The sequence below is a fragment of the Bradyrhizobium sp. CW1 genome (assembly GCF_023100665.1).
GTDB lineage: Bacteria > Pseudomonadota > Alphaproteobacteria > Rhizobiales > Xanthobacteraceae > Bradyrhizobium > Bradyrhizobium canariense_D.
Genome location: NZ_CP064684.1, coordinates 1,399,909 through 1,419,901, shown reverse-complemented (window position 1 = coordinate 1,419,901; position 19,993 = coordinate 1,399,909). Strand labels below are relative to the sequence as shown.

Below are 19,993 nucleotides of genomic sequence, written 5' to 3'. Positions count from 1 at the left end.
ACAACTGCTGCGTTGGGATCACGGATTGATACTCATCTTTTTCCACCCGACGCGCTGGGGGCAGGGCGTCGGGTTTTTGAAAATTGTCGTCGTGCCGAACCGCAAAGCGGGATCAAATGATCCTGCAACCGGCGCGCTGCCTCGGGGCAGCAAGATCGAGCCGTCGGGTAATCCCGATCGCCTGCAAAAACGCCTCATCATGACTGACGACGAGCAGCGCGCCGTCATAGGCCCTCAAGCCCGCTTCGACGGCTTCGATGGATTCGATGTCCAGATGATTGGTCGGCTCGTCGAGGATCAGCAGCGACGGCGGCATCGCTCCGCCCAGCACGCAGGCAAGGCCTGCACGAAACATCTGCCCGCCGCTCAAATGTCCCGCAATCTGCAAGGCGGCATCGGCTCGAAACATGAACCGGGCCAGCGCCGCATGGCATTCATTTGCACCCGCCTTCGGATGGAAGCGCCTGAAGTTATCCAGGATGGAGACCGCGGGATCGAGCAGGCTGGCCTTCTGATCGAACAGCGCAAGATCCGGCCTGACCCGCATGGTGCCGGAGAGCGGACGTAGTTCGCCGGCGACGAGTTTCAGCAGCGTCGTCTTGCCGGAACCGTTGGGTCCGACAATTGCCAGGCGCTCCGGACCAACGATCGCGAGCGATAGATCGCGCAAGACTTCCCGGTCCGGCCGATAGCCGGCGCTGACGCAATCGAGCCAAACCACCTCCCTGCCCGCTGGCAGCCGGGTCGAGGGCAGCTTCACCGACAGCGACTGAAGAATCTCGATGCGCCGGCGCGCCGTATCAAGGGCCTCAAGCGCATCCGCACGCCGCCGCTCGGCGATCTGCGCGGTCTTGCCGCCGGTGTCTTCGCTACGGTCCTTGCGTGCGCCGGCCAGGATGCGCGGCATGTCGCCCTTGGCGCGCTTCTTCTTGCCCCCGCCGTCCTTGCGCGCTTTCCTCTCCGCGGCCTCCTGCGCTTTCCCGTCGATCTCGGACAGGCGCCTCTGGGCATGCGCGAGGTCGTGCCTGACAGCCGCGAGCGCAACGGCTTTCTGCTCGCAATAACTGCTCCAATTGCCGCCGTATCGCGTAGCTCCGAGCGACGTCAGCTCGACGATCGCATCCATGGTTTCGAGCAGGCTCCGATCGTGGCTGACGACGATCGCCCCACCGCGCCAAGACGCAAGGAAATCGATCACCGCCTTGCGCCCCTCCCGATCGAGATTGTTGGTGGGCTCGTCGAGCAGCAGGAAGTCTGGCTCCGCAAAGATCAGCGCGGCCAGACGAACCCGCGTGACCTGCCCGCCCGACAGGCGGTCGAGCTCGATCTCCGGAGCGACGTCGAACCCGACACGCGCAAGGGCGGACGTAAGCCGTGTTTCGAGGGTCCAATCGACCTCGGAAACCTCCTCGGCCAAGGCATCCCCGCGCTCGGCACGGCGAAGCACATCGAGCGCGGCTCGCGCACCGAACAGGTCGATCACCTTCGCGCCCGCAAGGGGCTGGACGTCCTGGCGCAACAGACCAACGGTTCCGTTGATAGCAACGCGCCCCGATTGAGGAATGTGCTCTCGCGAAATCGACGCAAGCAGCGTCGTCTTCCCGACGCCGTTGCGGCCGACGAGGCCGGTCCGCTCGGCGCCGAACGTCAGATCGATATTGGAAAAAAGAGAGCGGCCGTCAGGCGAGGACAGCGACAGGTTGGACAGGATGATGGAAGCAGGCATGGAATTCCCCGTGAGCAAGGCAGGTCGGCTTTGCGGTCGGGGTCAAATCCATGGATCTCGAATATCCTGTTTGAGGGCTCTCTAACTAATCCCATCGAAGGGCGAGATCAAGGCGAGGCTCTGAGGAACGACGGCGCGCGGAGCGCCGACGTCCGCCGCAGGCCCGCGCGATCAACCCTTGAGCGCGGTGACCACGACCTCGATCAGCGCGCTGCCGCCGAGATCGGCGACGCCGACGGTGGCGCGGGTCGGCAGATTGTCGCCGAAGAACTCGGTCCAGACCGCGTCCATCTCCTTCTTCTTGGAAAGGTCCGTGACGAAGATCGAGGTGCTCACGACGCGCGACTTGTCGGTGCCCGCTTCCTTCAGATAGCCGGCGATCTTGCCGAGGATGTTGCGGGTCTGCTCGCCCATCGACACAGAGGTGTCGTCGGCGATGGTGCCGCCAATGAAGACGAAGCCGTTGGCTTCGACGGCGCGGTGCATGATGGGCGTGCGGATGCTGCGGGTAATGCTCATGATGTCCTCTTTTGCTAGAGCGTGGAGGGGTGGAAACGGTCGATGCCGAGATCGCCGATGCGGGTCTGGGTGCCGCCGTTGACGATCAGCTCCGCCATGACGGCGCCCGCGCCGGGGCCGAGCTGGAAACCGTGCAGCGAAAAACCGAATTGGTGATAGAGGCCCTTGTGCCGGCTGCTCGGTCCAAACACGGGCAGATCGTCCTTGGTCTTGGCCTCGATGCCGGCCCAGGCCCGCATGATCGTCGCGTCGCGCATGACCGGGAACAGCTCGAACACGGTGCGGGCGCTGGTCGCGAGGCTTTTCCAGTCCAACACCGTCTCGTTGCGATCCTGATGGGGCGTAGCCAAATGGCCGCCGCCGATCAGCACCGTGCCGTTCTTGAATTGCTTGAAGGACAGCTTGCGGCCGCGCAGGATCACGACCGGATCGATGAAATGCGGCACGCGCGAGGTGATCATCAACATCGGCGCCACCGTCTCGACCGGAACGGGCTCACCGAGCGCGGCTGCGATGGTCCCGGCCCAGGCGCCGGCGGCATTGACGAGCACCGGCGCGGCAAAGCTCTCGGCGCCGACATCGACATGCCAGAGACCATCGGTGTGCCGGATATTCGTGGCGGCAATGCCCTCGCGCACGGTCGCACCTAGTTGCTCCGCCTTGCGACGGAACGCCGTCGTCGCCTGCGCGGGATTGGCCGCACCGTCGCGGCGCGAGACCACGCCGCCGGGACAGGTCTCGGCCACCGCCGGCACGAGGCGCCGCAGCTCTGCGGCATCGATCAGCTCTTCGTGGGTGAAGCCGAGCGCGTTGAGCTCGGCCACACGTGCGCGGCAGACCGCGAGTTCCTCTTCGTTCTCGGCGACGAGGACCTGGCCATAGCTCTCAAAGCTGCAATCGTCGTCGAGGAGATCGGTGATCTTCTCCCAGATACCCATCGAGCGGATCGAAAGCGGGATTTCGGGGATGTGCCGCGCAAGCTGGCGCACGCCGCCGGCGTTGACACCGGAAGCGTGCCGGCCGGCATAGTCCTTCTCGATCAGCACCGGCTTGAGGCCGGCGAGACACAGATATAGCGCGGTCGAGCACCCGTGGATGCCGCCGCCGACGACGATCGCATCCACGTTTTTCGTCATCCGCGCACCACCGCCTTGATGTCGTCTGCGCTCTTCGGAACGGCGGCGAGCTCGGCGAGCGTGATCGGCTTGACCGGCGCGCGCAGCCGGTAATAGCCAATCTCCTGCGGGCTCTTGCCCCGCGCCTGCGCCATCAGCTCGGTGACGGTGAGGCCGCAGAGCCGGCCCTGGCACGGCCCCATGCCGGTGCGGCGGTAGGCCTTGAGCTGGTTCGGCCCGGTCGCGCCGATCGCGACGGCGTCGAGAATATCCTTTGCGGTGACCTCCTCACAGCGACAGACGATGGTGTCGCCTGCGGGAATGCGAAACTGCGGCGCCGGCCGGAACAGCGTGTCGAGAAAAACGCGACCACGTTCGGCCTTGGCGAGATCGGCGCGGAGGCTCGCCATCGGCGCAGATTTTTTTGCAGCCGCAGGCGCCAACGCCTCCACTGCCGCGCGTGCCGCGATGCGGCCGCGCACTACGGCTGCGTTCGCCCCGCCGATGCCGGCGCCGTCGCCAGCAATCGCAATGCCGGCGACCGACGAATTGCCGCTGGCATCCAGCACCGGAGACCAGCACAATTGCAAATCATCCCAGCGATGCTCGATTCCGGCCGCCATCGCCAGATTGACGTTGGGCACGACGCCCTGGTGCAGCAGCAAGAGATCCGCAAGGACGGTCTCGCGTTTGCCGCCGGCGACATAGCTGACGTTCGCGAGTTGGCCGTCACCAGAGGCAGCAAGCTCGCTGACACCTGAGACGACCTGCACCTTCGCCTTCACCTCGCGCATCATCGACAAGCCCTTGGCGAAATACGGCGAGGTCAGGAAAGCGAAAGCGTGGGGGAGTGCGGCGAAATAGTTTCCGCGCTCGGTGGTGTCGAGAATGCGATCGATGCGACCGCCGAGACGCAAGATCTGCGCGGCGAGCAGCCAGAGCAGCGGCCCCTGCCCCGCCATCACCGTGCGGCCATCCGGCACCAGGGCCGATGTTTTCAACATGGTCTGCGCGGCGCCCGCGGTCATCACGCCCGGAAGCGTCCACCCGGGAATCGGAAACGGCCGCTCCAGCGCGCCGGTCGCGAGGATCACGCGCCTGGCCTTGACGAAGGCGGACGCGCCGCCGACCGAGACGGCGATATCGAGATTGCGATCGAGGCTCCAGACCGTTGCGCGCTGAATGACCTCCGCGTTGCCTGCGCGTAGCGCCTGCACGAGATCGGTACCGACCCAATAGTCCTCACCGAGCTGGCTGCGGTCGGTCACCGGCGTCGAGGCGATGGCACGAAACACCTGGCCTCCGGGGCCGATATTCTCGTCGAGCAGCAGCGTGGACAGGCCGGCTTCGGCGGCCGTCGCGGCGGCGGCAAGGCCGGCAGGCCCGGCCCCGATCACCACGACGTCATATTCTTCGCGCTTGGGAGCCACAGTCATTTCCCGATCTCCCGCTTGCCCTTCTGAATCTCGATCTGCATGCCGTCGGTGACCGGCACCAGGCAGCCCTGTCGGTTGCCGACGCCATCGATGGTGACGAGGCAATCGAAGCACACGCCCATCATGCAATAGGGCAAACGCAGCGCCCCGCTGACTGCGGTCGAACGGCGTGCATCGCAGCTCGAGGCCAGCAGCGCGGCGGAGACGGTGTCGCCCTGCCGCGCCGCGACGGCAACGCCATCGACGAAGATTTGCACCGCTGGCCGCTTGTCCTGCTCGGATCGTTTGAACATCCTGGCTCCTTCAATGTCCCTAGTAGCCGCTGTTGTTCGCGGCACCGGCGGCGCCAAAACGGCTGGCCGAGAACGCGCCGACCAGCTCGGGCTCGAGCGCGCCTTGCGCAACCATCCGCGCGATCTCGAAGGCGTGGTTGGAGGCGAGTGTCACCCCGGAGTGGCAGCAGGCGACGAAGGCACCGGGATGCGTCTCCGACTGGTCGTAGATCGGAAAGCCGTCCTGCGGCATGACGCGGATGCCGGCCCAGCTCCGGACCACGTTGAGCCGCGCGAGATGCGGAAACATGCGCTGGGCGCGATCCGTCATCACGGCGCTGATCGAGTGCTTCAGCGCGCGATCGTCGAGCTCGTCTTCCTTGCTGTCGCCGATCATCACCGTGCCCTCGTCGGTCTGGCGGATCGTGGTCAGCGGATGCGGCAGAAAGGGCATGGTGCGCTCGGTCACCACGATCTGGCCGCGGGTCGGGCCCATCGGGGCGTGGAGACCGACCATCGGCGCCAGGGTCTGGTTAGCATTGCCGGCGGCGAGCACGATCTTGGCGGCACGGAGCTCGCCCTGCGGCGTCGTCAGGCAGAATTCGCCGCTGCTCCTGCTGATCGCCGAGACCGGGCGCTCCGGAAGATAGTCGATGCCGAATGCCTTGAAGCCGGTGTGGAACGCACGAAACGTGCGCAGCGAATTGACGTGACCGTCGAGTGGACAATAACTGCCGCCGGAGACCTCGGGCCCGATCAGCGGCAGCGCCTTCTTCACCTCGGATGCCGGCAGCATCTCCATCTTGTAATCGGCGGCACCCGTCTGGTTGTGCATGCGCTTGACCAGCTCGGCGCGCTGACCGAACTCGTCCTCGCCAAGCGTCAGATGAAAACCGCCGTTCTGCTGAAGCGAGACATCGAGGCCGGTCTGCTGCTTCAGCTCCGAGGCGAGCCTGCTCCACGCCTGTGACGCCTGCACCGTCCAGACGGTATAGGCTGGCATGCCGAGCCCCTTGCTCTGGACCCAAACCAGCGCAAAGTTCGCGCGTGAGGCGCGCTTGGTGATGTCGCCTTCGTCGAGCACGGCCACCTTCTTGCCGAGTCTTCCCAGGCCCCAGGCGATGGCGGAGCCGAGCAATCCGCCGCCGACGACGGCGACGTCGTAATCTGTTCGCATGGATTCTCCTATCGCCCTGTATCGCCCTTGCCGGCGAGCACGCGGTCGAGCCCGTAGAAGCGATCGAGCAGAATGAGGGCGGTCATGGTGATCGCGATCACGCAGGCCGAGACGGACGTCACCAGCGGATCGATGTTGTCCTGGATGTAGAGGAACATGCGCACCGGCAGTGTTTCGGTGCCGGGTCCCGCGAGGAAGACGGTCATGGTGAGATCGTCGAAGGACTGGATGAAGGCGAGCGCCCAGCCGCTGATGACGCCGGGCAGGATCAACGGCAGCGTCACGCGGCGGAATAGCGTCCAGCCGCCGGCACCGAGCGAGACCGCCGCCATCTCGACCGAAAGGTCCATGCCGGTCGCCGCCGCCAGGGTCAGCCGTAGCGCGAACGGAAACACGATGATGACATGCGCGATGATCAGCGCGGCGAAGCTGCCGCCCATCCCGGCCGAGGTGAAGAAGCGCAGGAACGCGATGCCGAGCACGACATGCGGGATCATCAGCGGCGAGAGAAAGAGGGCCGCGAGCGCATCACGGCCGCGGAAGCGATAGCGCGCGATCGCGAGCGCCGCCGGTACCGCGAATAATAGCGCGACGAACGACGATAGTGCGCCCAGGCCAAGGCTGACCCAGAAAGCATGGACGAATTCGGGATAGTTGGCGATCGCCCTGAACCAGCGCAACGAAAAACCGTTTGTCGGCAACGACAGGAAGCCTTCAGGCGTGAACGCAACGAGGCAGACGACGAGGATCGGCGCCACCATGACGATGACAAAGATGGTGTGGAAGATCAGCGCGAGCGGGCCATTCCGGCTCATCGGAACACCTCCGCGTAACGGCGCTCGATCAGTGCGTTGCTGCCGACGACGATCAAGACCAGCGCGGCCAGCAGCAGCGTGGCGACCGCCGCCCCCAGCGGCCAGTTCAGCGTGTTGAGGAACTCGTCATAGGCCAGCGTCGCCGCGACCTTGAGTCGACGGCCGCCGATGATGGCGGGCGTCGCAAACGCGCTGGCCGAGAGCGAGAACACGATGATCGCCCCAGACAGCACGCCCGGCATGATCTGCGGCATGATGATGCGGTGGATGATGGTCGCAGGGCCGGCGCCGAGCGACATCGCGGCATTCTCGATCTGCGGATCGAGCCGCTGCAGCGCCGCCCACACCGACAGCACCATGAACGGCATCATCACGTGCGCGAGTGCGACCACCATGCCGGTTTCGGTGAACATGAAGGGGATAGGCGCGCGGATCAGCCCGGCCGACATCAGCAGCTTATTGACGAGGCCGTTGTTGCCGCCGAACAGCAGCGCCCAGCCGAGCGTCCGCGCCACCACGGAAATCAGCAACGGCCCCAGGATGACCAGGAGAAAAACGCTCTTCCAGCGTCCGCTCATGCGGTTGAGGATGTAGGCTTCGGGTGCACCGAGCACGGCGGTGAGCAGCGTAGTCAGGATCGCGATGCGAAACGTCCGCCCGAACATCTCGGCGTAATAGGGATCGGTTACGATCTCATGCCAGTTCTTGAGGATGAAGACCGGCTCGATGCCCTTGTACTGGCCCCAATCATGGAAGGACAGCATCACGGTCATTGCCAGCGGAATCAGGAGCACGCCGACGAACAGCATCAAAGCGGGCGCCGTCAGCGCCCAGGGCGTGCGTGCGTTTCGTTCCTCGGCGGAAGCGCTCATGCGACGCCCCTCACGCTCATGTCCTCGGGCCGCCAGGTGAGGTGAACGGCCTCGCCTTCGACCGGCTGCGACCGGCCGTCATTCTGGCGGATCACGGTCGCCGGGCCGCATTCGCTCTCGCACTGGAACAGCCAGTGATTGCCCTGGAAGATGCGTGTGACGATCTTTGCGCTGAGGCCCGCGTCGCCAAAGTCGATCCGCTCGGGGCGAATGCTAATGGTGACGGGACCGCTGCGCCCGACATGCGCAGGCGCGCTCCACGAGCCGACAATCAATCGCCCAGGCGCACTGGTCCGATCGATCGTCGCGGCAAAGTCGTTGGTCTTTCCCAAAAACTGCGAGACGAAGGCCGAGGCCGGCTTCTCATAAGTCTCTTGCGGCGTGCCGATCTGCTCGATCCGGCCCTGGCTCATCACCACGATGCGGTCGGACAACGACATCGCCTCGTTCTGGTCGTGGGTGACGAGGATCGTGGTGGTGCCGATGGTACGCTGGATCTGGCGCAGCTCGATCTGCATCTCCTCGCGCAGCTTGGCGTCGAGATTCGATAGCGGCTCGTCGAGCAACAGCACGCTCGGCTTGATCACCAGCGCGCGCGCCAGCGCCACGCGCTGCTGCTGGCCGCCGGACATGCGACGCGGATGGCGATCCTCGTAGCCGGCAAGCCCGACCATCGCGAGCGCTGCGCGAACGCGCTCGGTCCGTTCGCCGCGCGGCACATTGCGCATCTCGAGCCCGAAGGCGACATTCTCGGCCGCGGTCATGTGCGGAAACAGCGCGTAGCTCTGGAACACGATCCCGAGCCCGCGTTTGGCCGGATGGATCGCGGTCAGATCCTTGCCTTGCAGCCGGATCGCGCCGCGGGTGGGATCGAGGAAGCCCGCGATCATCTGCAGGGTCGTGGTCTTGCCGCAGCCGGAGGGGCCGAGAAAGGAGACGAACTCCCCCTTCCCGACCGCGAGACTGAAGTCGTCGACGACAGTCTGCGCTCCGAATTGCTTGGCGACCCCTTCGAGCTCGAGATAGGCCATCGCACTGTCTCCGGGATGACCGATCAGCGCTCGACCTCGCGATTCCAGCGCTTGGTCCATTCCTCGCGCTTCTCGTTGATGACGGTCCAGTCCGGATTATAGAGCTTTGCCGCGCGCTCGCCGATCGGCGCCATCTTGCCGAGCTCGGGCGGGATCACCAGCGATTTCAGCACCGGGCCGTAGCCGTAATCCTTCAGCATCACGAGCTGGATCTTGGGTTCGAGCAGCATCTTGACGAAGCTAGACGCAAGCGGCGAGGCGTTCGGCTTGGTGATCGGACAGGCGGTCGTCAGCAACGTCGCGGCGCCCTCCTTCGGATAGACGAAATCGACGGGGAAGCCGGTATTGGCAAAGCTCTGCACGCGGCCGGTGCCCCACACCGCGATCACAGCCTGCCCGGACTGGAACAGCTCGGTCATCTTGCCCGGCGACGGCTCATAGGCGAGCACGTTCGGATTGATCTGCTCCTTGAAGATCTTGAAGCCGGAATCGACATTGGACTCGCCGCCGCCATTCATCTTCGACAGCATCACCAGCGCTTCGAGGCCATAGGTGTTGTTGATCGGCGGGATCACGAGCTGCTTGGCGTATTTCGTGTCCTTGAGATCGTTCCAGGAGGTCGGCGGCGCCCAGCCCTTCTCCGCAAACACCTTGGTGTTGTACATCAGGCCGGTCGCGACGATGCCGATCGCGACCGCACGATCGTCCTTGAAGCGCGCGGTGTCGTAGAGATCGGTCGGCAGGCCATCGAGCTTGCCGCAGAAGCCGAGTTGGATCGCCTGGTACATCGGGCCGTCGTCAACGATGGCGACGTCGATCTGCTGGTTGCCCTTCTGCGCCTGGAGCTTGGCCAGCGTGTCGGTGGAGTTGCCGGCGACGTACTCGACCTTGACGCCGTTCTCCTTCTCAAAAGTCGGGATCACCTCGTCGCGGATGGTCTTCTCGAACGAGCCGCCATAGCCGGCGACATAGAGCGTCTTTTGCTGAGCCGTGGCAACCGAGGGGGCGGCGATGAGGGCCGCGATGCTGACCGCTGTCAGAAGGCGAAAAGTCTTCATGTGGTCCGATCTCCATACCGGGATGAGGTGACGTGCCGACGAGTCTCGTTGGCTGAACCTTCCGCATTTCCTTCCGCGCAGATCCCTCTCCGACTAGGGCTCCAGCCCTTGCGCGGCGAATTTTGGCGCGATCCGGAGGTTTAAACCCCTCCAATCTGCCGAAAAAGCGGGCCGTCTCCAGCACTGATGAAAAAGATCGCAAACTCCGGCTTCCATCGTCCAATGAATAATGGCAGCCTCTGCATGCCTAAATATTATGAATGGAAATGGGGATGGCCCGGATCAATTCGCGGCAGGTGGAGGCTTTCCGGGCGACGATGCTGACCGGCAGCGTGACGGAGGCGGCGGCGCTGATGACCGTGACGCAGCCGGCGGTCTCCCGGTTGCTGCGCGACCTCCAGGCGCTGTTGAAGATGGAGCTGTTCGAACGGCGCGGCACCGGCCTCGTGCCGACCGCTGCGGCCATGGCACTCTACACCGAAGTCGAGCGCTCCTTCGTCGGCCTCGAACGCATCACCGCGGCAGCCGAGGAAATCCGCGGCCGCCGCACCGGCTCACTGCGGATCGCGGCACTTCCAGCATTGTCGAATGGCTATTTGCCGCGGCTCACCGGGCACTTCCTGAGGGAGCGGCCGAACCTCAACCTCGCTTTCTTCGGCGTGATCTCGCCGATCGTGGTCGACTGGGTACTGAACAATCAGTGCGACGTCGGCTTTGCCGAGGTGCCCATCGCGCATTCGGGCTTGCCGAGCCAGAAGCTGCCGGCGCCCGCGCGTGTGGCTGTACTGCCCACCGGTCACCGCCTCGCGGAAAAGGAAGTGCTGGAGCCCCGCGACTTCGAGGGCGAGACTTTCATCTCGCTGTCGGCGGGCTCGTCGAGCCGCCACCTCGTCGACCAGGTCTTCCATCGCCACGATGTCCGCCGCGTGCTCAGGGTCGAGACCACGCTGTCGGAGATCATGTGCGGCATGGTGTCGTCAGGACTTGGCGTCGCCATCTGCGATCCCTTCACCGCCCAGGAATTTTCCACCCGCGGCGTCGTCGTGCGCCGCTTCCTGCCGCGCATCGACTTCGAATTCTCGGCGGTCTTTCCGGCACAGCGCAGCCCCTCGCCGGTAGCGCTCGATCTGGTCGAGACCATACGCAAGGCGCTCGCCGAATTCGACGAGCCACCCCTCAGCCGTTGAACGCCGCCTGTGCCTCCGGCAGGTCCCAGATCTTGCCAATCGCAGCGGTGCCGGCAGCCGTGATCGCCGCCTCGTCGGCGCCGAGATAGCGGCCGGCATCGACCAGCATGCGGCCGTCGACCATGACCTGATCGATATTGGCGCGATTGGCGAGCGCGATCAGCGCGCGGCGCGGGTCGAACAGCGGCTGAAGATGCGGATGGGTGAGATCGACGATCGTGAGGTCGGCGGTCGCGCCCGGCTCGATACGGCCGAGATCGGGCCGCTTGATGACATCGGCCGCGATTGCCGTGTTCGCCTCGATCAACTCGGGCGCGTTCGCGACATCGGCACGCGCCGAGGTGATCTTGGAGATCAGCGACGCCGCATTGAGCTCGCCGAGCAGGTCCATGTTGTAGCCGTCGGTGCCGACCACCGTGCGCACGCCGTGCTCCGCGAACTGGCTGAAGGCCGCGGTGACGCCGGCGCGCGCGAACACGCGCGGGCAGTTGAGAACCGTCATACCGCGCGCGGCCATCAGCTTGAGATCGTCATCGGTGCTGAACATGCAGTGTGCCGCCATCAGGTCGGGCGCCAGCAGGCCGAGCCAGTCGAGATATTGCGCCGGCGTGCGGCCGCCATAGCGCTTGCCGATGGTTTCGACCTCGGCGCGGCTCTGCGCCATATGCGTCGTGACGGGCACGCCGAGCTCGCGTGCCCGCGCGGCACAGGCCCTCAACAGATCAGGCCCGCAGGTGTCGGTGGCATGCGGACTCATCGCAAGGCCGATGCGGCCGTCGCCGCGATTATTCCAGCGCTGGTAGAGTGCATCCCAGGTCGCCATGTCGGCTGTGCCGTCATCGCCGGAATAGTGCACCACGCCGTCGGGGCCGGCCTTGGCGTCCGACGTCGAGAACAGATAGGGCGCGCCGTAGAAGCGGATGCCCATCTCCTCGGCGGCATCGAACATCTCCGGGATCGAGTTGCGGAACGGCTCCATCACCGTGGTGGCGCCGCCCTTCAGGAGTTGGAGGATGCCGAGCCGCGCGACCGCCATGCGCTCTTCCGCCGACAAGATATCTGCACCGCGCTTGGTCAGCGGCAAAAGCACCGTGTAAACGATGCTCTGATTGTTGCGGCGGCCGTTGCCGTCCTCGGTGTGGCTGCGCGCCAGCGCTTCGGAGAAGCAGTGATTGTGCAGGTTCAACAGGCCCGGCAGAACGAAGCGGCCGGGACGGTCATGCACCTCGTCCGCCCGCGGCTTGTCGCGCGTGACCGCGGCAATCTTCTTGCCTTCGACCAGAACCCAATGGTCGCGCAACACGTCCTGCGCGCCGTCCTTGCGTGACAGCACATAGCTGCCGAAGATTGCGATCATGCTCATGCGGGGCGTACGTTCCAGAAGACGGCGGTGCCGTCGAGAATGCCGGTGATGGCTTTGCGATAGGCGGTCGGCTGCTTGTACAGGCCAATCGGAATATAGGGGATTTCCTGGAAAGCCACCGCCTGGATCTCACGGCAGATGCGCTGCTGCTCCGCGAGCTCGGAGGCCGCCAGCCACTGGCTGCGGAGCCCGGCCATCTTCTCGCTCGCATACCAGCCGGCGACCTTGCCCTCACCACGGATATTGGTGTTGCCGGCCGGATTGAGCCAGTCGATGCCCTGCCAGTTGCCGACCGCCGCGCTCCAGCCGCCCTGCCCGATCGGGTCCTTCTTGAGTTGGCGTTGCAGCACCACGGCGAAATCGAGCCCGGCATATTCGACGTTCATGCCGGCCTTGCGCAAGGAGTCGACGGCGATCTCGCCAAGCGGCTTCTGCGCCAGTGAGTTGGTGGGCACGAGCACCACGACCTTCTTGCCATTATACCCCGCGGCCTTGAGATCGGCCTTCACTTTGGCGTAGTCACGCGGGCCGCGGAAGACATCGAGGCCGACATCGCTGGCCATCGGCGTATTCGGCGCGAAATAGCCGATCGGTGAGACCTGGAAGTTCGGATCGGTACCGGCCACCGCGGTCATGAAGGCGGATTGATCGATGGCCCCCAGGAGCGCGCGGCGAACGGCAGGATTGTCGAACGGTGGCTGAAGATGATTGAGGCGCAGCATGCAGGCGTAACCGCGGGGATCGAGGATCCGCGTCTCGATGTCGCCGGCCGCCTTGATGATCGGCAGCAGGTCGTGTGGCGTGGTCTCTTGCCAGTCCTGCTCCCCGGTCTGCAGCGCGGCGACGCCGGTGCCGGCATCGGGCGTGGTGGTCCAGACCACCCGATCGTAGTGCACGATCTTCGGGCCCGCTGTCCAATCCGGTTTGCCGTCCGTGCGCGGCTGATAGCGCTCGAACCTGGCATACGCGTTGCGCGCACCCTGCACGCGCTCGTCGGCGAGATAGCGGAACGGGCCGCTGCCGATCACTTCGGTGAGCGGCTTGAACGGATCCTGGCCCGCCAGCCGCTCCGGCATCATGAAGCACGCGTTGATCGCGGCCTTGCCCAGCGCTTGCGGCAACAGCGGGAATGGACGTTTGAGGCGGAAGCGGATGGTGCGGTCGTCAGTGGCCGACAGCTCGTCAGTCGCCTCCATCAGCTCGCCGCCAAAGCCGTCGCGCGCGGCCCAGCGGCGGATGCTCGCGACGCAGTCGCGGGCGAGCACGCGCTCGCCATCGTGCCAGAACAGACCGTCGCGCAAGCTGAGGTCCCATTGCAGCCGGTCGCCGGAGACGACATGGCCCGACAGCATCTGAGGCGAGACCTGGAGCGAAGAGCTCATGCCGTAGAGCGTGTCGTAGACCATGAAGCCGTGGTTTCGCGACACTTGTGCCGTCGAATAGATGGGATCGACGAAGGCGAGGTCGATCACCGGAATGAAGCGTAGCGTGGTCTGGGATTCGGCGCGCAGGATGCCCGGAAATGACAGCGCCGGCACCGCGGCTACGGCCTTGAGGAGCGAACGGCGGGAGACGGGCATTGCAAGAGGCTCCTGAAGGATCTTACGTGTTCAACAAGACCGCGCCGATCGCAGCGGCCACCGCCTGCTGCGCCGGCTCGACCACGGGCACACCGATGGCATCCGCAATCGCCGCGCGGTGCGAGGCCATGCCGGCGCAGCCCATCACCACGACATCGGCACGGCATTGCGAGACCAGCGCGCGGCCGGCTTCAATCAACCGTCCCCGGATGTCCGCGCCTGCCGTCTCCGCCGCGCTCGCGCCGACCGACCAGCTTCCGGCATAGCGGCTGTCGATGCCCATCAGCCGCACCATCCGCTGCTGGCGGCGAATGCTCGACGGCGACAGCGCGATGACGCCAAATCGCTCGCCCAGCATCATTGCGCGAAAGATGCCGCACTCGGCGATGCCCATCACCGGGCGCCCGCCGGCCGCCTCGCGCACCGCATGCAGGCCGGGATCACTGAAGCAGGCGAGCACGAAGGCATCCGCATCGGCGCGCGACACACGGTTGACCAGCGGCATCACCATGCTGTCGGCGTCGCGTTGCGAGCTGATGCCCGGCGGCCCCCCGGCAAGGCCGACGACCTCGATTGCGGGTCCGCCGGCGATGCGTAGCGGCGCGACGGCGTCGTCGATCGCCGCCGTCACCGATGCGGAGGAGTTGGGGTTGATGACGAGGATACGGGTCATGGCGTGGCTCAACTTTTTCCGGCCTCGTGGCGCAGGAAGTTGGCCGCGATCTTCTCACCGGTCGTGATCCAGACATCCGGGCACGACTTTGCGTAGGTCAGGAATTCGCGCAGCAGGCGCAGCCGCATCGGTCGACCGCTGCATTGTGGATGCAGCACGGTCGTCACCATCGCGCCCCAGTCTCTGGTTTCGTCGAGCTCGTCCTTCCAGATCGAGAGCACATGCTCCTTGGGGAAAATCGAGCGCGGACTGAAGCGCGCGGACAGGCCGTGCATCCAGTCGTCATAGCTGGCGGTCACCGGCAGCTCGATCGTGCCCGGCTTGCCGTCGGCGAGACGATGGCGATAGGGCCGCACGTCGTCGCGGAACGAGGAGGTGTAGACGATGCCGTGGCGCACTAACGCCACCCGCAGTTCCTCGGTGAATTCGCCGTAGGGCGCGCGGTAGCCGGTCGGCCTGACGCCGAGCCGGCGCTTGAGCGCCTCGAACCCGCGCTCGAGCTCCTCCTCGATCCAGGGATCGCCGGGATCGGGCAACAGATGGTGATAGCCGTGGTGGCCGATCTCGTGACCGGCCTTGAGAATGGCCTCGGCCATCGCCGGATGCGCGTCGACCGACCATCCCGTGACGAAGAAGGTCGCCTTGAGATCGAGCTGTTCGAGCAGCTCCAGGAGCTTCGGCGTGCCGACGCGCGCCTCATAGCCGCCATAGCTCATGGTGATGAGCCGCTGGGCGTGCACCGCGTCCTTGCTGGTCCAGGCGCTCTCCGCGTCCACGTCGAACGACAGGAACATCGCCGAATTGTACGGCTTCGGCCAGGGGTATTCCGGTGCAGGATCCGCGGTGTTGGCCGGAACGAGCGGAATGCTCTGGAGTGCCTTACTGTCCAGCATTGATGGTCGCCTTTTCGAGTGCGTTGTCGGTCAGTTTCCACTTGGCGAGGAGCGTGCGATAGGTGCCATCCGCGATCAGTGCATCGACCGCCTCGAGCATGGCTTGCTGCAGCGCCTTTTCCTTGACCGGCAGAGCGATGCCGGTGAATTGCTGCGCGATGGGCTCGCCCACGGTCGCATAGGTGCCGGGCTCGAGGTCCATGATGTAGGGCAGCGTCTCGTTGCCCTGGGCGGCGGCATCGATGCGGCCCTGCCTGAGCTGGGTGCGGGCGTCGGCCGAGCCGTCGGTGCCGACGAACTGGATCGGATTGGTGCCGCAATTCTTCTCGCTCCAGGCCGCGATCTGCGCGGGGAACATGGTGCGGCGGCTGGCGCCGACCTTCTTGCCACAGAGCGCGGCTGCGTCCTTGAACTCCGCCTTGCGCGACTGCTGCACGAAGAACTGCGGGCCGCTGCGCAAATAATCGACGAAGGACGCGATCTCGTGCCGGCTGGCATAGTCCGTGAAGCCGGACAGGATGGCGTCCACCCGCCCGGTCGAGATCGACGGCATGAACTCGGCAAAGCTGGTCTCCTGCCACTCGATCTTGACGCCGAGCTTGCGGCCGATGGCCTCGCCGAGATCGATGTCGAAGCCGGACAACGCGTTGGTGGCGGGATCGCGGAACTCCATCGGTGGATAGTTCGGCACCAGCGCGACCTTGATGCTGCCGCGCTTGGCGATCTCCGCCGGCAGCTCGACTGCCATGACCGGAGCGCTCATGGCGCCAACGAGTGCCGCCGTAACCAGAAGTCTCTTCATCGATACGCCCCCATTCAGATCACTGCCGAAAGAAATGCCTTGGTACGCTCCTCGCGCGGCGCGCCCAACACATCGGATGCGCGCCCGTGCTCGATGATCGCGCCCTTGTCCATGTAGACGACGCGGTCGGCGGCCTCGCGCGCGAAGCCGAGTTCGTGCGTCACGACCATCATGCTCATGCCGCTCCGCGCCAGCTCCTTCATGACCGCCAAGACCTCGCCGACGAGCTCGGGATCGAGCGCGCTGGTCGGCTCGTCGAACAGCATCAGCATCGGCTTCATGGCAAGCGCGCGGGCAATCGCGACCCGCTGCTGCTGGCCGCCGGAGAGCTGGGCGGGATACGCGTCCGCTTTGGCCGACAATCCGACGCGCCGCAGCAGCTCGATCGCCTCAGCGCGCACCTCGTCGGATTTTCGGCCTTGAACCTGGAGCGGACCCTCTGTGATGTTTTCGAGCGCGGTCTTGTGCGGAAACAGGTTGAAGCGCTGGAACACCATGCCGGTTTTCAGCCGTTGCCGCCCGATTTCGCGCTCGCTGAGCCGATGCAGTCGTCCGCCCTGCTCGCGCACGCCCAGGAGCTCGCCGTCGAGCCAGATGCCGCCGCTGTCGATCGCCGCGAGCTGGTTGATGCAGCGGAGCAGTGTGGTCTTGCCCGAGCCGGAGGCGCCGATCAGACACATCACCTCGCCGGGCCAGACGTCGAGCGTGACGCTCTTGAGAGCCTGGAACTCGCCGAAATTCTTGGCGACGGAGCGAATCGCGACGAGGGGTCTTGTCATCGCGCGAGCCGCAATGTGCCGCGCGCAAAACGGCGTTCGAGCAGCATCTGGAGCGGCGTCAGGATTGAGACGACGAGCAGGTACCAGAGCCCGGCCACGATCAGGAGCTCGATCACGCGCGAATTGGCGTAGTAGATGTTTTCGGCGTTGTGCAGCAGTTCCGGATACTGGATGACGCTGGCGAGCGAGGTCGCCTTCACCATGCCGATGAACTCGTTGCCGAGCGGCGGGATCACCACCCGCATCGCCTGCGGCAGCACGATCCGGCGCAGCGCACGCAGGCGTCCCATGCCAATCGCCTGCGCGGCCTCATATTGCCCGATATCGACTGACAGCATGCCGGCGCGCATCACTTCCGAGGTATAGGCACCCTGGTTGATGCCGAGCCCGAGCAGCGCGGCAAGGAACGGCGTCATGACGTCGACGGCGCGCGCACTCCACAGGCCGGGAATGCCGATGGTCGGAAACACCAGCGCGAGATTGAACCACAGCAGCAGTTGCAGGATCAGCGGCGTGCCGCGGAACAACCAAGTGTAGCCGGCGGCAACGGTCTTCAGTACCGGGTTGGGCGACAGCCGCATGATCGCGACGACGACGCCAAGGAAGATACCGAGCGCCATCGCCAGCACCGCCATCACCATGGTGTTGACGATGCCCTCTATGATCACCTTTGCGGTCAGGAAGCGGCCGACATAAGACCATTCGATCTGGCCGCCCGCAAAAGCGCGCCCGATCAATGCAAGCACGAGGACGATCAGCGCCGCGCTGAGCCAGCGAAACCAGTGCGGCTCGCGCGCGACCCGCATTCCCGACAGATCGGGAAAACCCTCCGCGAGTGCCGGTGCCGGCTTCATTGCGGCGCCGCGTTCAGCATGGGCTGGGCGACCGCGTTGCCGCCAAGGCTCCATTTGTCGAGGACGGCCTTGTAGGAACCGTCGGCGATCATCGCGATGAGCTTCTCGGTCACCACTTCACGAAGCGCCGCATCGTCCTTGCGGAACATGATGCCCTGATAGCCTTTGGCAAAGGGCTCGCCGATCACGCGGTATTTGCCGGGTTCCTGCGTCTGCGCATAAGGCAGCGTCTCGCTGCCCTGTACGGCGGCGTCGATACGGCCCTGCTTGAGCTGGTTGCGAACGTCGATCGAGTTCTCGCCCGGCACGTACTGGATCGCCGGCTTGCCGGCCGGCTCGCAATTCTGCTTGCTCCACTTCTCGATCTCGACCGGGAAGCTGGTGCTGCGGGTGGTCCCGACCTTCTTGCCGCAGAGATCGGTCGCAGCCTTGGCTTCGTTCTCCGCCATCACGAAGAACTGCGGGCCGGTCCCGAGATAATCGACGAAATCTGCGGTCTCGCGCCGCGAGGCGCGATCGGAGATGCCGGAGATGATGAAGTCGGCGCGCCTGGTCTGGAGCGACGGGATCAATTCGGCGAACGGCGTCTCGCTCCAGACGATCTTCACGCCGAGGCGCTTGGCGAGCTCGTTCGCCAGATCGACGTCAAGCCCGACGAGCTCATTCGTTGCGGGATCGCGATATTCCATCGGCGCGTATGTCGAGTTGACCGTGAGCTTCAACGCGCCCGCCTGCTTGATCTCGGCCGGAAGCTCCGCCGCCTGCGCGGACGTGGCGGCCGTCAGCGCTGCGATGCCGAGGAAATACGAGAGGCGCGTCATATCGGCTCCTTTGCCAACGTTGCTGGAACGTCCTGTCAGTCCGCGTCGAGAACCGCGGGTTCGATGACGCCGGCGCGTTCGGTGATCACCCTGTATTGCTCCGGCCGCCGGTGCGCGGCGAAGTTGAACATCTTGTCCTTGCCCTGGCGGCAGAGGTCCAGATCGATATCGGCGACGATCACCTCGTCGGTCAGCGTTGCGGCCTGCGCGACGATGCGGCCATTGGGATCGACGATGCAGGAGCCGCCGATCAGCCCGGAGCCGTCCTCCTCGCCCGCCTTCGCCACCGAGATCGCCCAGGTCGCGTTCATATAGGCGTTGGCCTGCGTCACCAGCGTGGAGTGGAAGGTGCGCAAGGAGGCATCTTCCGTGCTACCGCCATTGGGATCATAGGCCGCCGAATTGTAGCCGATGCAGACAAGCTCGACGCCCTGCAGGCCAAGCACGCGCCAGGATTCCGGCCAGCGGCGATCGTTGCAGATCATCATGCCCATAATGGCGTGGGCCCAGGCCGAGCCGGCGCGGAAGGCCGGAAAGCCGAGGTCGCCATAGTCGAAATAGCGTTTCTCAAGCTGCTGGTAGCGCGCACCTTGTCGCGGCTCGACCGAGCCCGGCAGGTGCACCTTGCGATAGCGGCCGAGCAGCTCGCCGTCGCGGTCAACCAGGATGGCGCAATTGTAGCGGCGTCCATCCGGCGTCAGCTCGGCATAGCCAACATAGAAGCCGACGCGCAGCGCACGCGCACGGTCAAACAAGGCGGCGACGTTCGGGTTCGGCATTCCGCGTTCGAAATAATGGTCGAGCGCGTCGCCTTCGAGCAACCAGCGCGGAAAGAATGTGGTGAAGGCAAGCTCGGGAAACACCACGAGGCTGGCGCCGCGGCCGGCCGCCTCTTCCAGCAGCGCAAGCATCCGCGACAGCGTATGCTCGCGCGGATCGGCTTTTTGCGTCGGCCCCATCTGTGCGGCGGCAGCGCGAAGGACACGAACCAAGATTGCCTCCAATCTGTGCGCAGTGGCG

Annotated in this window: 20 protein-coding genes; 1 reads left to right on the top strand and 19 read right to left on the bottom strand. The window is 65.2% G+C overall.

Annotated features, from left to right (window positions below):
* Nucleotides 1–112: 112 nt before the first annotated feature.
* The 10 genes from IVB54_RS06825 to IVB54_RS06780 all read right to left on the bottom strand — a co-directional run bounded on the left by IVB54_RS06825 (nucleotide 113) and on the right by IVB54_RS06780 (nucleotide 10,021).
* Nucleotides 113–1,726, bottom strand: a complete 1,614-nt coding sequence (locus tag IVB54_RS06825; protein ID WP_018453759.1) for an ABC-F family ATP-binding cassette domain-containing protein — start codon at nucleotides 1,724–1,726, stop codon at nucleotides 113–115.
* Between the two features lie 171 nt (nucleotides 1,727–1,897).
* Nucleotides 1,898–2,245, bottom strand: a complete 348-nt coding sequence (locus tag IVB54_RS06820) for a RidA family protein (protein WP_007596366.1) — start codon at nucleotides 2,243–2,245, stop codon at nucleotides 1,898–1,900.
* Nucleotides 2,246–2,259: 14 nt separating this feature from the next.
* Nucleotides 2,260–3,381 carry an FAD-dependent oxidoreductase gene (locus tag IVB54_RS06815; protein ID WP_018453758.1) on the bottom strand — a complete coding sequence of 374 codons (1,122 nt, stop codon included), beginning with the start codon at nucleotides 3,379–3,381 and terminating at the stop codon, nucleotides 2,260–2,262.
* Nucleotides 3,378–4,796 (bottom strand): (2Fe-2S)-binding protein, encoded by a 1,419-nt coding sequence (locus IVB54_RS06810; RefSeq protein ID WP_247777110.1) that lies wholly within the window; start codon nucleotides 4,794–4,796, stop codon nucleotides 3,378–3,380. The genes IVB54_RS06815 and IVB54_RS06810 overlap by 4 nt, the downstream gene beginning before the upstream one ends.
* The gene (locus IVB54_RS06805; RefSeq protein WP_018453756.1) at nucleotides 4,793–5,089 is read right to left on the bottom strand and encodes a (2Fe-2S)-binding protein; all 297 of its coding nucleotides are present in this window, start codon (nucleotides 5,087–5,089) and stop codon (nucleotides 4,793–4,795) included. The genes IVB54_RS06810 and IVB54_RS06805 overlap by 4 nt, the downstream gene beginning before the upstream one ends.
* Before the next feature lie 19 nt (nucleotides 5,090–5,108).
* Nucleotides 5,109–6,245 carry an FAD-dependent oxidoreductase gene (locus IVB54_RS06800; protein WP_018453755.1) on the bottom strand — a complete coding sequence of 379 codons (1,137 nt, stop codon included), beginning with the start codon at nucleotides 6,243–6,245 and terminating at the stop codon, nucleotides 5,109–5,111.
* An 8-nt stretch (nucleotides 6,246–6,253) separates the two neighbouring features.
* A complete protein-coding gene (locus IVB54_RS06795) occupies nucleotides 6,254–7,060 on the bottom strand; it encodes an ABC transporter permease (protein ID WP_018453754.1) in 807 nt (268 codons plus the stop codon).
* The gene (locus tag IVB54_RS06790; protein ID WP_018453753.1) at nucleotides 7,057–7,932 is read right to left on the bottom strand and encodes an ABC transporter permease; all 876 of its coding nucleotides are present in this window, start codon (nucleotides 7,930–7,932) and stop codon (nucleotides 7,057–7,059) included. Before IVB54_RS06790 ends, IVB54_RS06795 begins: the two co-directional genes overlap by 4 nt.
* Nucleotides 7,929–8,963, bottom strand: a complete 1,035-nt coding sequence (locus IVB54_RS06785; protein WP_026232591.1) for an ABC transporter ATP-binding protein — start codon at nucleotides 8,961–8,963, stop codon at nucleotides 7,929–7,931. The genes IVB54_RS06790 and IVB54_RS06785 overlap by 4 nt, the downstream gene beginning before the upstream one ends.
* A 23-nt stretch (nucleotides 8,964–8,986) precedes the next feature.
* Nucleotides 8,987–10,021 (bottom strand): ABC transporter substrate-binding protein, encoded by a 1,035-nt coding sequence (locus IVB54_RS06780; RefSeq protein WP_018453751.1) that lies wholly within the window; start codon nucleotides 10,019–10,021, stop codon nucleotides 8,987–8,989.
* A gap of 272 nt (nucleotides 10,022–10,293) precedes the next feature.
* Between IVB54_RS06780 and IVB54_RS06775 the strand changes: the two genes are divergently transcribed.
* The gene (locus IVB54_RS06775; RefSeq protein WP_018453750.1) at nucleotides 10,294–11,208 is read left to right on the top strand and encodes a LysR substrate-binding domain-containing protein; all 915 of its coding nucleotides are present in this window, start codon (nucleotides 10,294–10,296) and stop codon (nucleotides 11,206–11,208) included.
* On the opposite strand, the gene IVB54_RS06770 is transcribed toward IVB54_RS06775, so the two are convergent.
* From IVB54_RS06770 to IVB54_RS06730, 9 genes are read right to left on the bottom strand one after another with little or no spacing between them, the layout of a single operon-like run.
* Entirely contained in the window at nucleotides 11,198–12,571 is a 1,374-nt protein-coding gene (locus IVB54_RS06770; RefSeq protein WP_018453749.1) for an amidohydrolase family protein, read from the bottom strand. The two genes, IVB54_RS06775 and IVB54_RS06770, sit on opposite strands and share 11 nt — an antisense overlap.
* Nucleotides 12,568–14,151 (bottom strand): ABC transporter substrate-binding protein, encoded by a 1,584-nt coding sequence (locus IVB54_RS06765; RefSeq protein WP_018453748.1) that lies wholly within the window; start codon nucleotides 14,149–14,151, stop codon nucleotides 12,568–12,570. The genes IVB54_RS06770 and IVB54_RS06765 overlap by 4 nt, the downstream gene beginning before the upstream one ends.
* 22 nt (nucleotides 14,152–14,173) lie before the next feature.
* Nucleotides 14,174–14,824, bottom strand: coding sequence for an aspartate/glutamate racemase family protein (locus tag IVB54_RS06760; protein ID WP_247294022.1), 651 nt, complete (start codon nucleotides 14,822–14,824; stop codon nucleotides 14,174–14,176).
* Between the two features lie 8 nt (nucleotides 14,825–14,832).
* Entirely contained in the window at nucleotides 14,833–15,717 is an 885-nt protein-coding gene (locus IVB54_RS06755) for a polysaccharide deacetylase (protein WP_018453746.1), read from the bottom strand.
* Nucleotides 15,704–16,519: an ABC transporter substrate-binding protein gene (locus IVB54_RS06750; RefSeq protein WP_026232589.1), complete on the bottom strand. Its 816-nt coding sequence runs from the start codon at nucleotides 16,517–16,519 to the stop codon at nucleotides 15,704–15,706. The genes IVB54_RS06755 and IVB54_RS06750 overlap by 14 nt, the downstream gene beginning before the upstream one ends.
* Nucleotides 16,520–16,533: 14 nt before the next feature.
* A complete protein-coding gene (locus IVB54_RS06745) occupies nucleotides 16,534–17,298 on the bottom strand; it encodes an amino acid ABC transporter ATP-binding protein (protein ID WP_247777109.1) in 765 nt (254 codons plus the stop codon).
* Complete coding sequence (locus IVB54_RS06740) at nucleotides 17,295–18,152, bottom strand: amino acid ABC transporter permease (RefSeq protein WP_018453743.1); 858 nt, start codon at nucleotides 18,150–18,152, stop codon at nucleotides 17,295–17,297. The genes IVB54_RS06745 and IVB54_RS06740 overlap by 4 nt, the downstream gene beginning before the upstream one ends.
* Nucleotides 18,149–18,973, bottom strand: coding sequence for an ABC transporter substrate-binding protein (locus IVB54_RS06735; protein ID WP_247294020.1), 825 nt, complete (start codon nucleotides 18,971–18,973; stop codon nucleotides 18,149–18,151). Before IVB54_RS06735 ends, IVB54_RS06740 begins: the two co-directional genes overlap by 4 nt.
* 35 nt (nucleotides 18,974–19,008) lie before the next feature.
* On the bottom strand, nucleotides 19,009–19,965 hold the full coding sequence (locus IVB54_RS06730; RefSeq protein WP_083926347.1) for an N-carbamoyl-D-amino-acid hydrolase: 957 nt from the start codon (nucleotides 19,963–19,965) through the stop codon (nucleotides 19,009–19,011).
* Between the last annotated feature and the right edge of the window lie 28 nt (nucleotides 19,966–19,993).

Bases quoted from the DNA above. Each gene is read 5' to 3' on its own strand.
- IVB54_RS06785 (WP_026232591.1), bottom strand. From the start codon at position 8,963: ATGGCCTATCTCGAGCTCGAAGGGGTCGCCAAGCAATTCGGAGCGCAG.
- IVB54_RS06760 (WP_247294022.1), bottom strand. From the start codon at position 14,824: ATGACCCGTATCCTCGTCATCAACCCCAACTCCTCCGCATCGGTGACG.
- IVB54_RS06795 (WP_018453754.1), bottom strand. From the start codon at position 7,060: ATGAGCCGGAATGGCCCGCTCGCGCTGATCTTCCACACCATCTTTGTC.
- IVB54_RS06735 (WP_247294020.1), bottom strand. From the start codon at position 18,973: ATGACGCGCCTCTCGTATTTCCTCGGCATCGCAGCGCTGACGGCCGCC.
- IVB54_RS06740 (WP_018453743.1), bottom strand. From the start codon at position 18,152: ATGAAGCCGGCACCGGCACTCGCGGAGGGTTTTCCCGATCTGTCGGGA.
- IVB54_RS06755 (WP_018453746.1), bottom strand. From the start codon at position 15,717: ATGCTGGACAGTAAGGCACTCCAGAGCATTCCGCTCGTTCCGGCCAAC.
- IVB54_RS06820 (WP_007596366.1), bottom strand. From the start codon at position 2,245: ATGAGCATTACCCGCAGCATCCGCACGCCCATCATGCACCGCGCCGTC.
- IVB54_RS06765 (WP_018453748.1), bottom strand. From the start codon at position 14,151: ATGCCCGTCTCCCGCCGTTCGCTCCTCAAGGCCGTAGCCGCGGTGCCG.
- IVB54_RS06780 (WP_018453751.1), bottom strand. From the start codon at position 10,021: ATGAAGACTTTTCGCCTTCTGACAGCGGTCAGCATCGCGGCCCTCATC.
- IVB54_RS06800 (WP_018453755.1), bottom strand. From the start codon at position 6,245: ATGCGAACAGATTACGACGTCGCCGTCGTCGGCGGCGGATTGCTCGGC.
- IVB54_RS06815 (WP_018453758.1), bottom strand. From the start codon at position 3,381: ATGACGAAAAACGTGGATGCGATCGTCGTCGGCGGCGGCATCCACGGG.
- IVB54_RS06775 (WP_018453750.1), top strand. From the start codon at position 10,294: ATGGCCCGGATCAATTCGCGGCAGGTGGAGGCTTTCCGGGCGACGATG.
- IVB54_RS06805 (WP_018453756.1), bottom strand. From the start codon at position 5,089: ATGTTCAAACGATCCGAGCAGGACAAGCGGCCAGCGGTGCAAATCTTC.
- IVB54_RS06825 (WP_018453759.1), bottom strand. From the start codon at position 1,726: ATGCCTGCTTCCATCATCCTGTCCAACCTGTCGCTGTCCTCGCCTGAC.
- IVB54_RS06810 (WP_247777110.1), bottom strand. From the start codon at position 4,796: ATGACTGTGGCTCCCAAGCGCGAAGAATATGACGTCGTGGTGATCGGG.
- IVB54_RS06790 (WP_018453753.1), bottom strand. From the start codon at position 7,932: ATGAGCGCTTCCGCCGAGGAACGAAACGCACGCACGCCCTGGGCGCTG.
- IVB54_RS06770 (WP_018453749.1), bottom strand. From the start codon at position 12,571: ATGAGCATGATCGCAATCTTCGGCAGCTATGTGCTGTCACGCAAGGAC.
- IVB54_RS06745 (WP_247777109.1), bottom strand. From the start codon at position 17,298: ATGACAAGACCCCTCGTCGCGATTCGCTCCGTCGCCAAGAATTTCGGC.
- IVB54_RS06750 (WP_026232589.1), bottom strand. From the start codon at position 16,519: ATGAAGAGACTTCTGGTTACGGCGGCACTCGTTGGCGCCATGAGCGCT.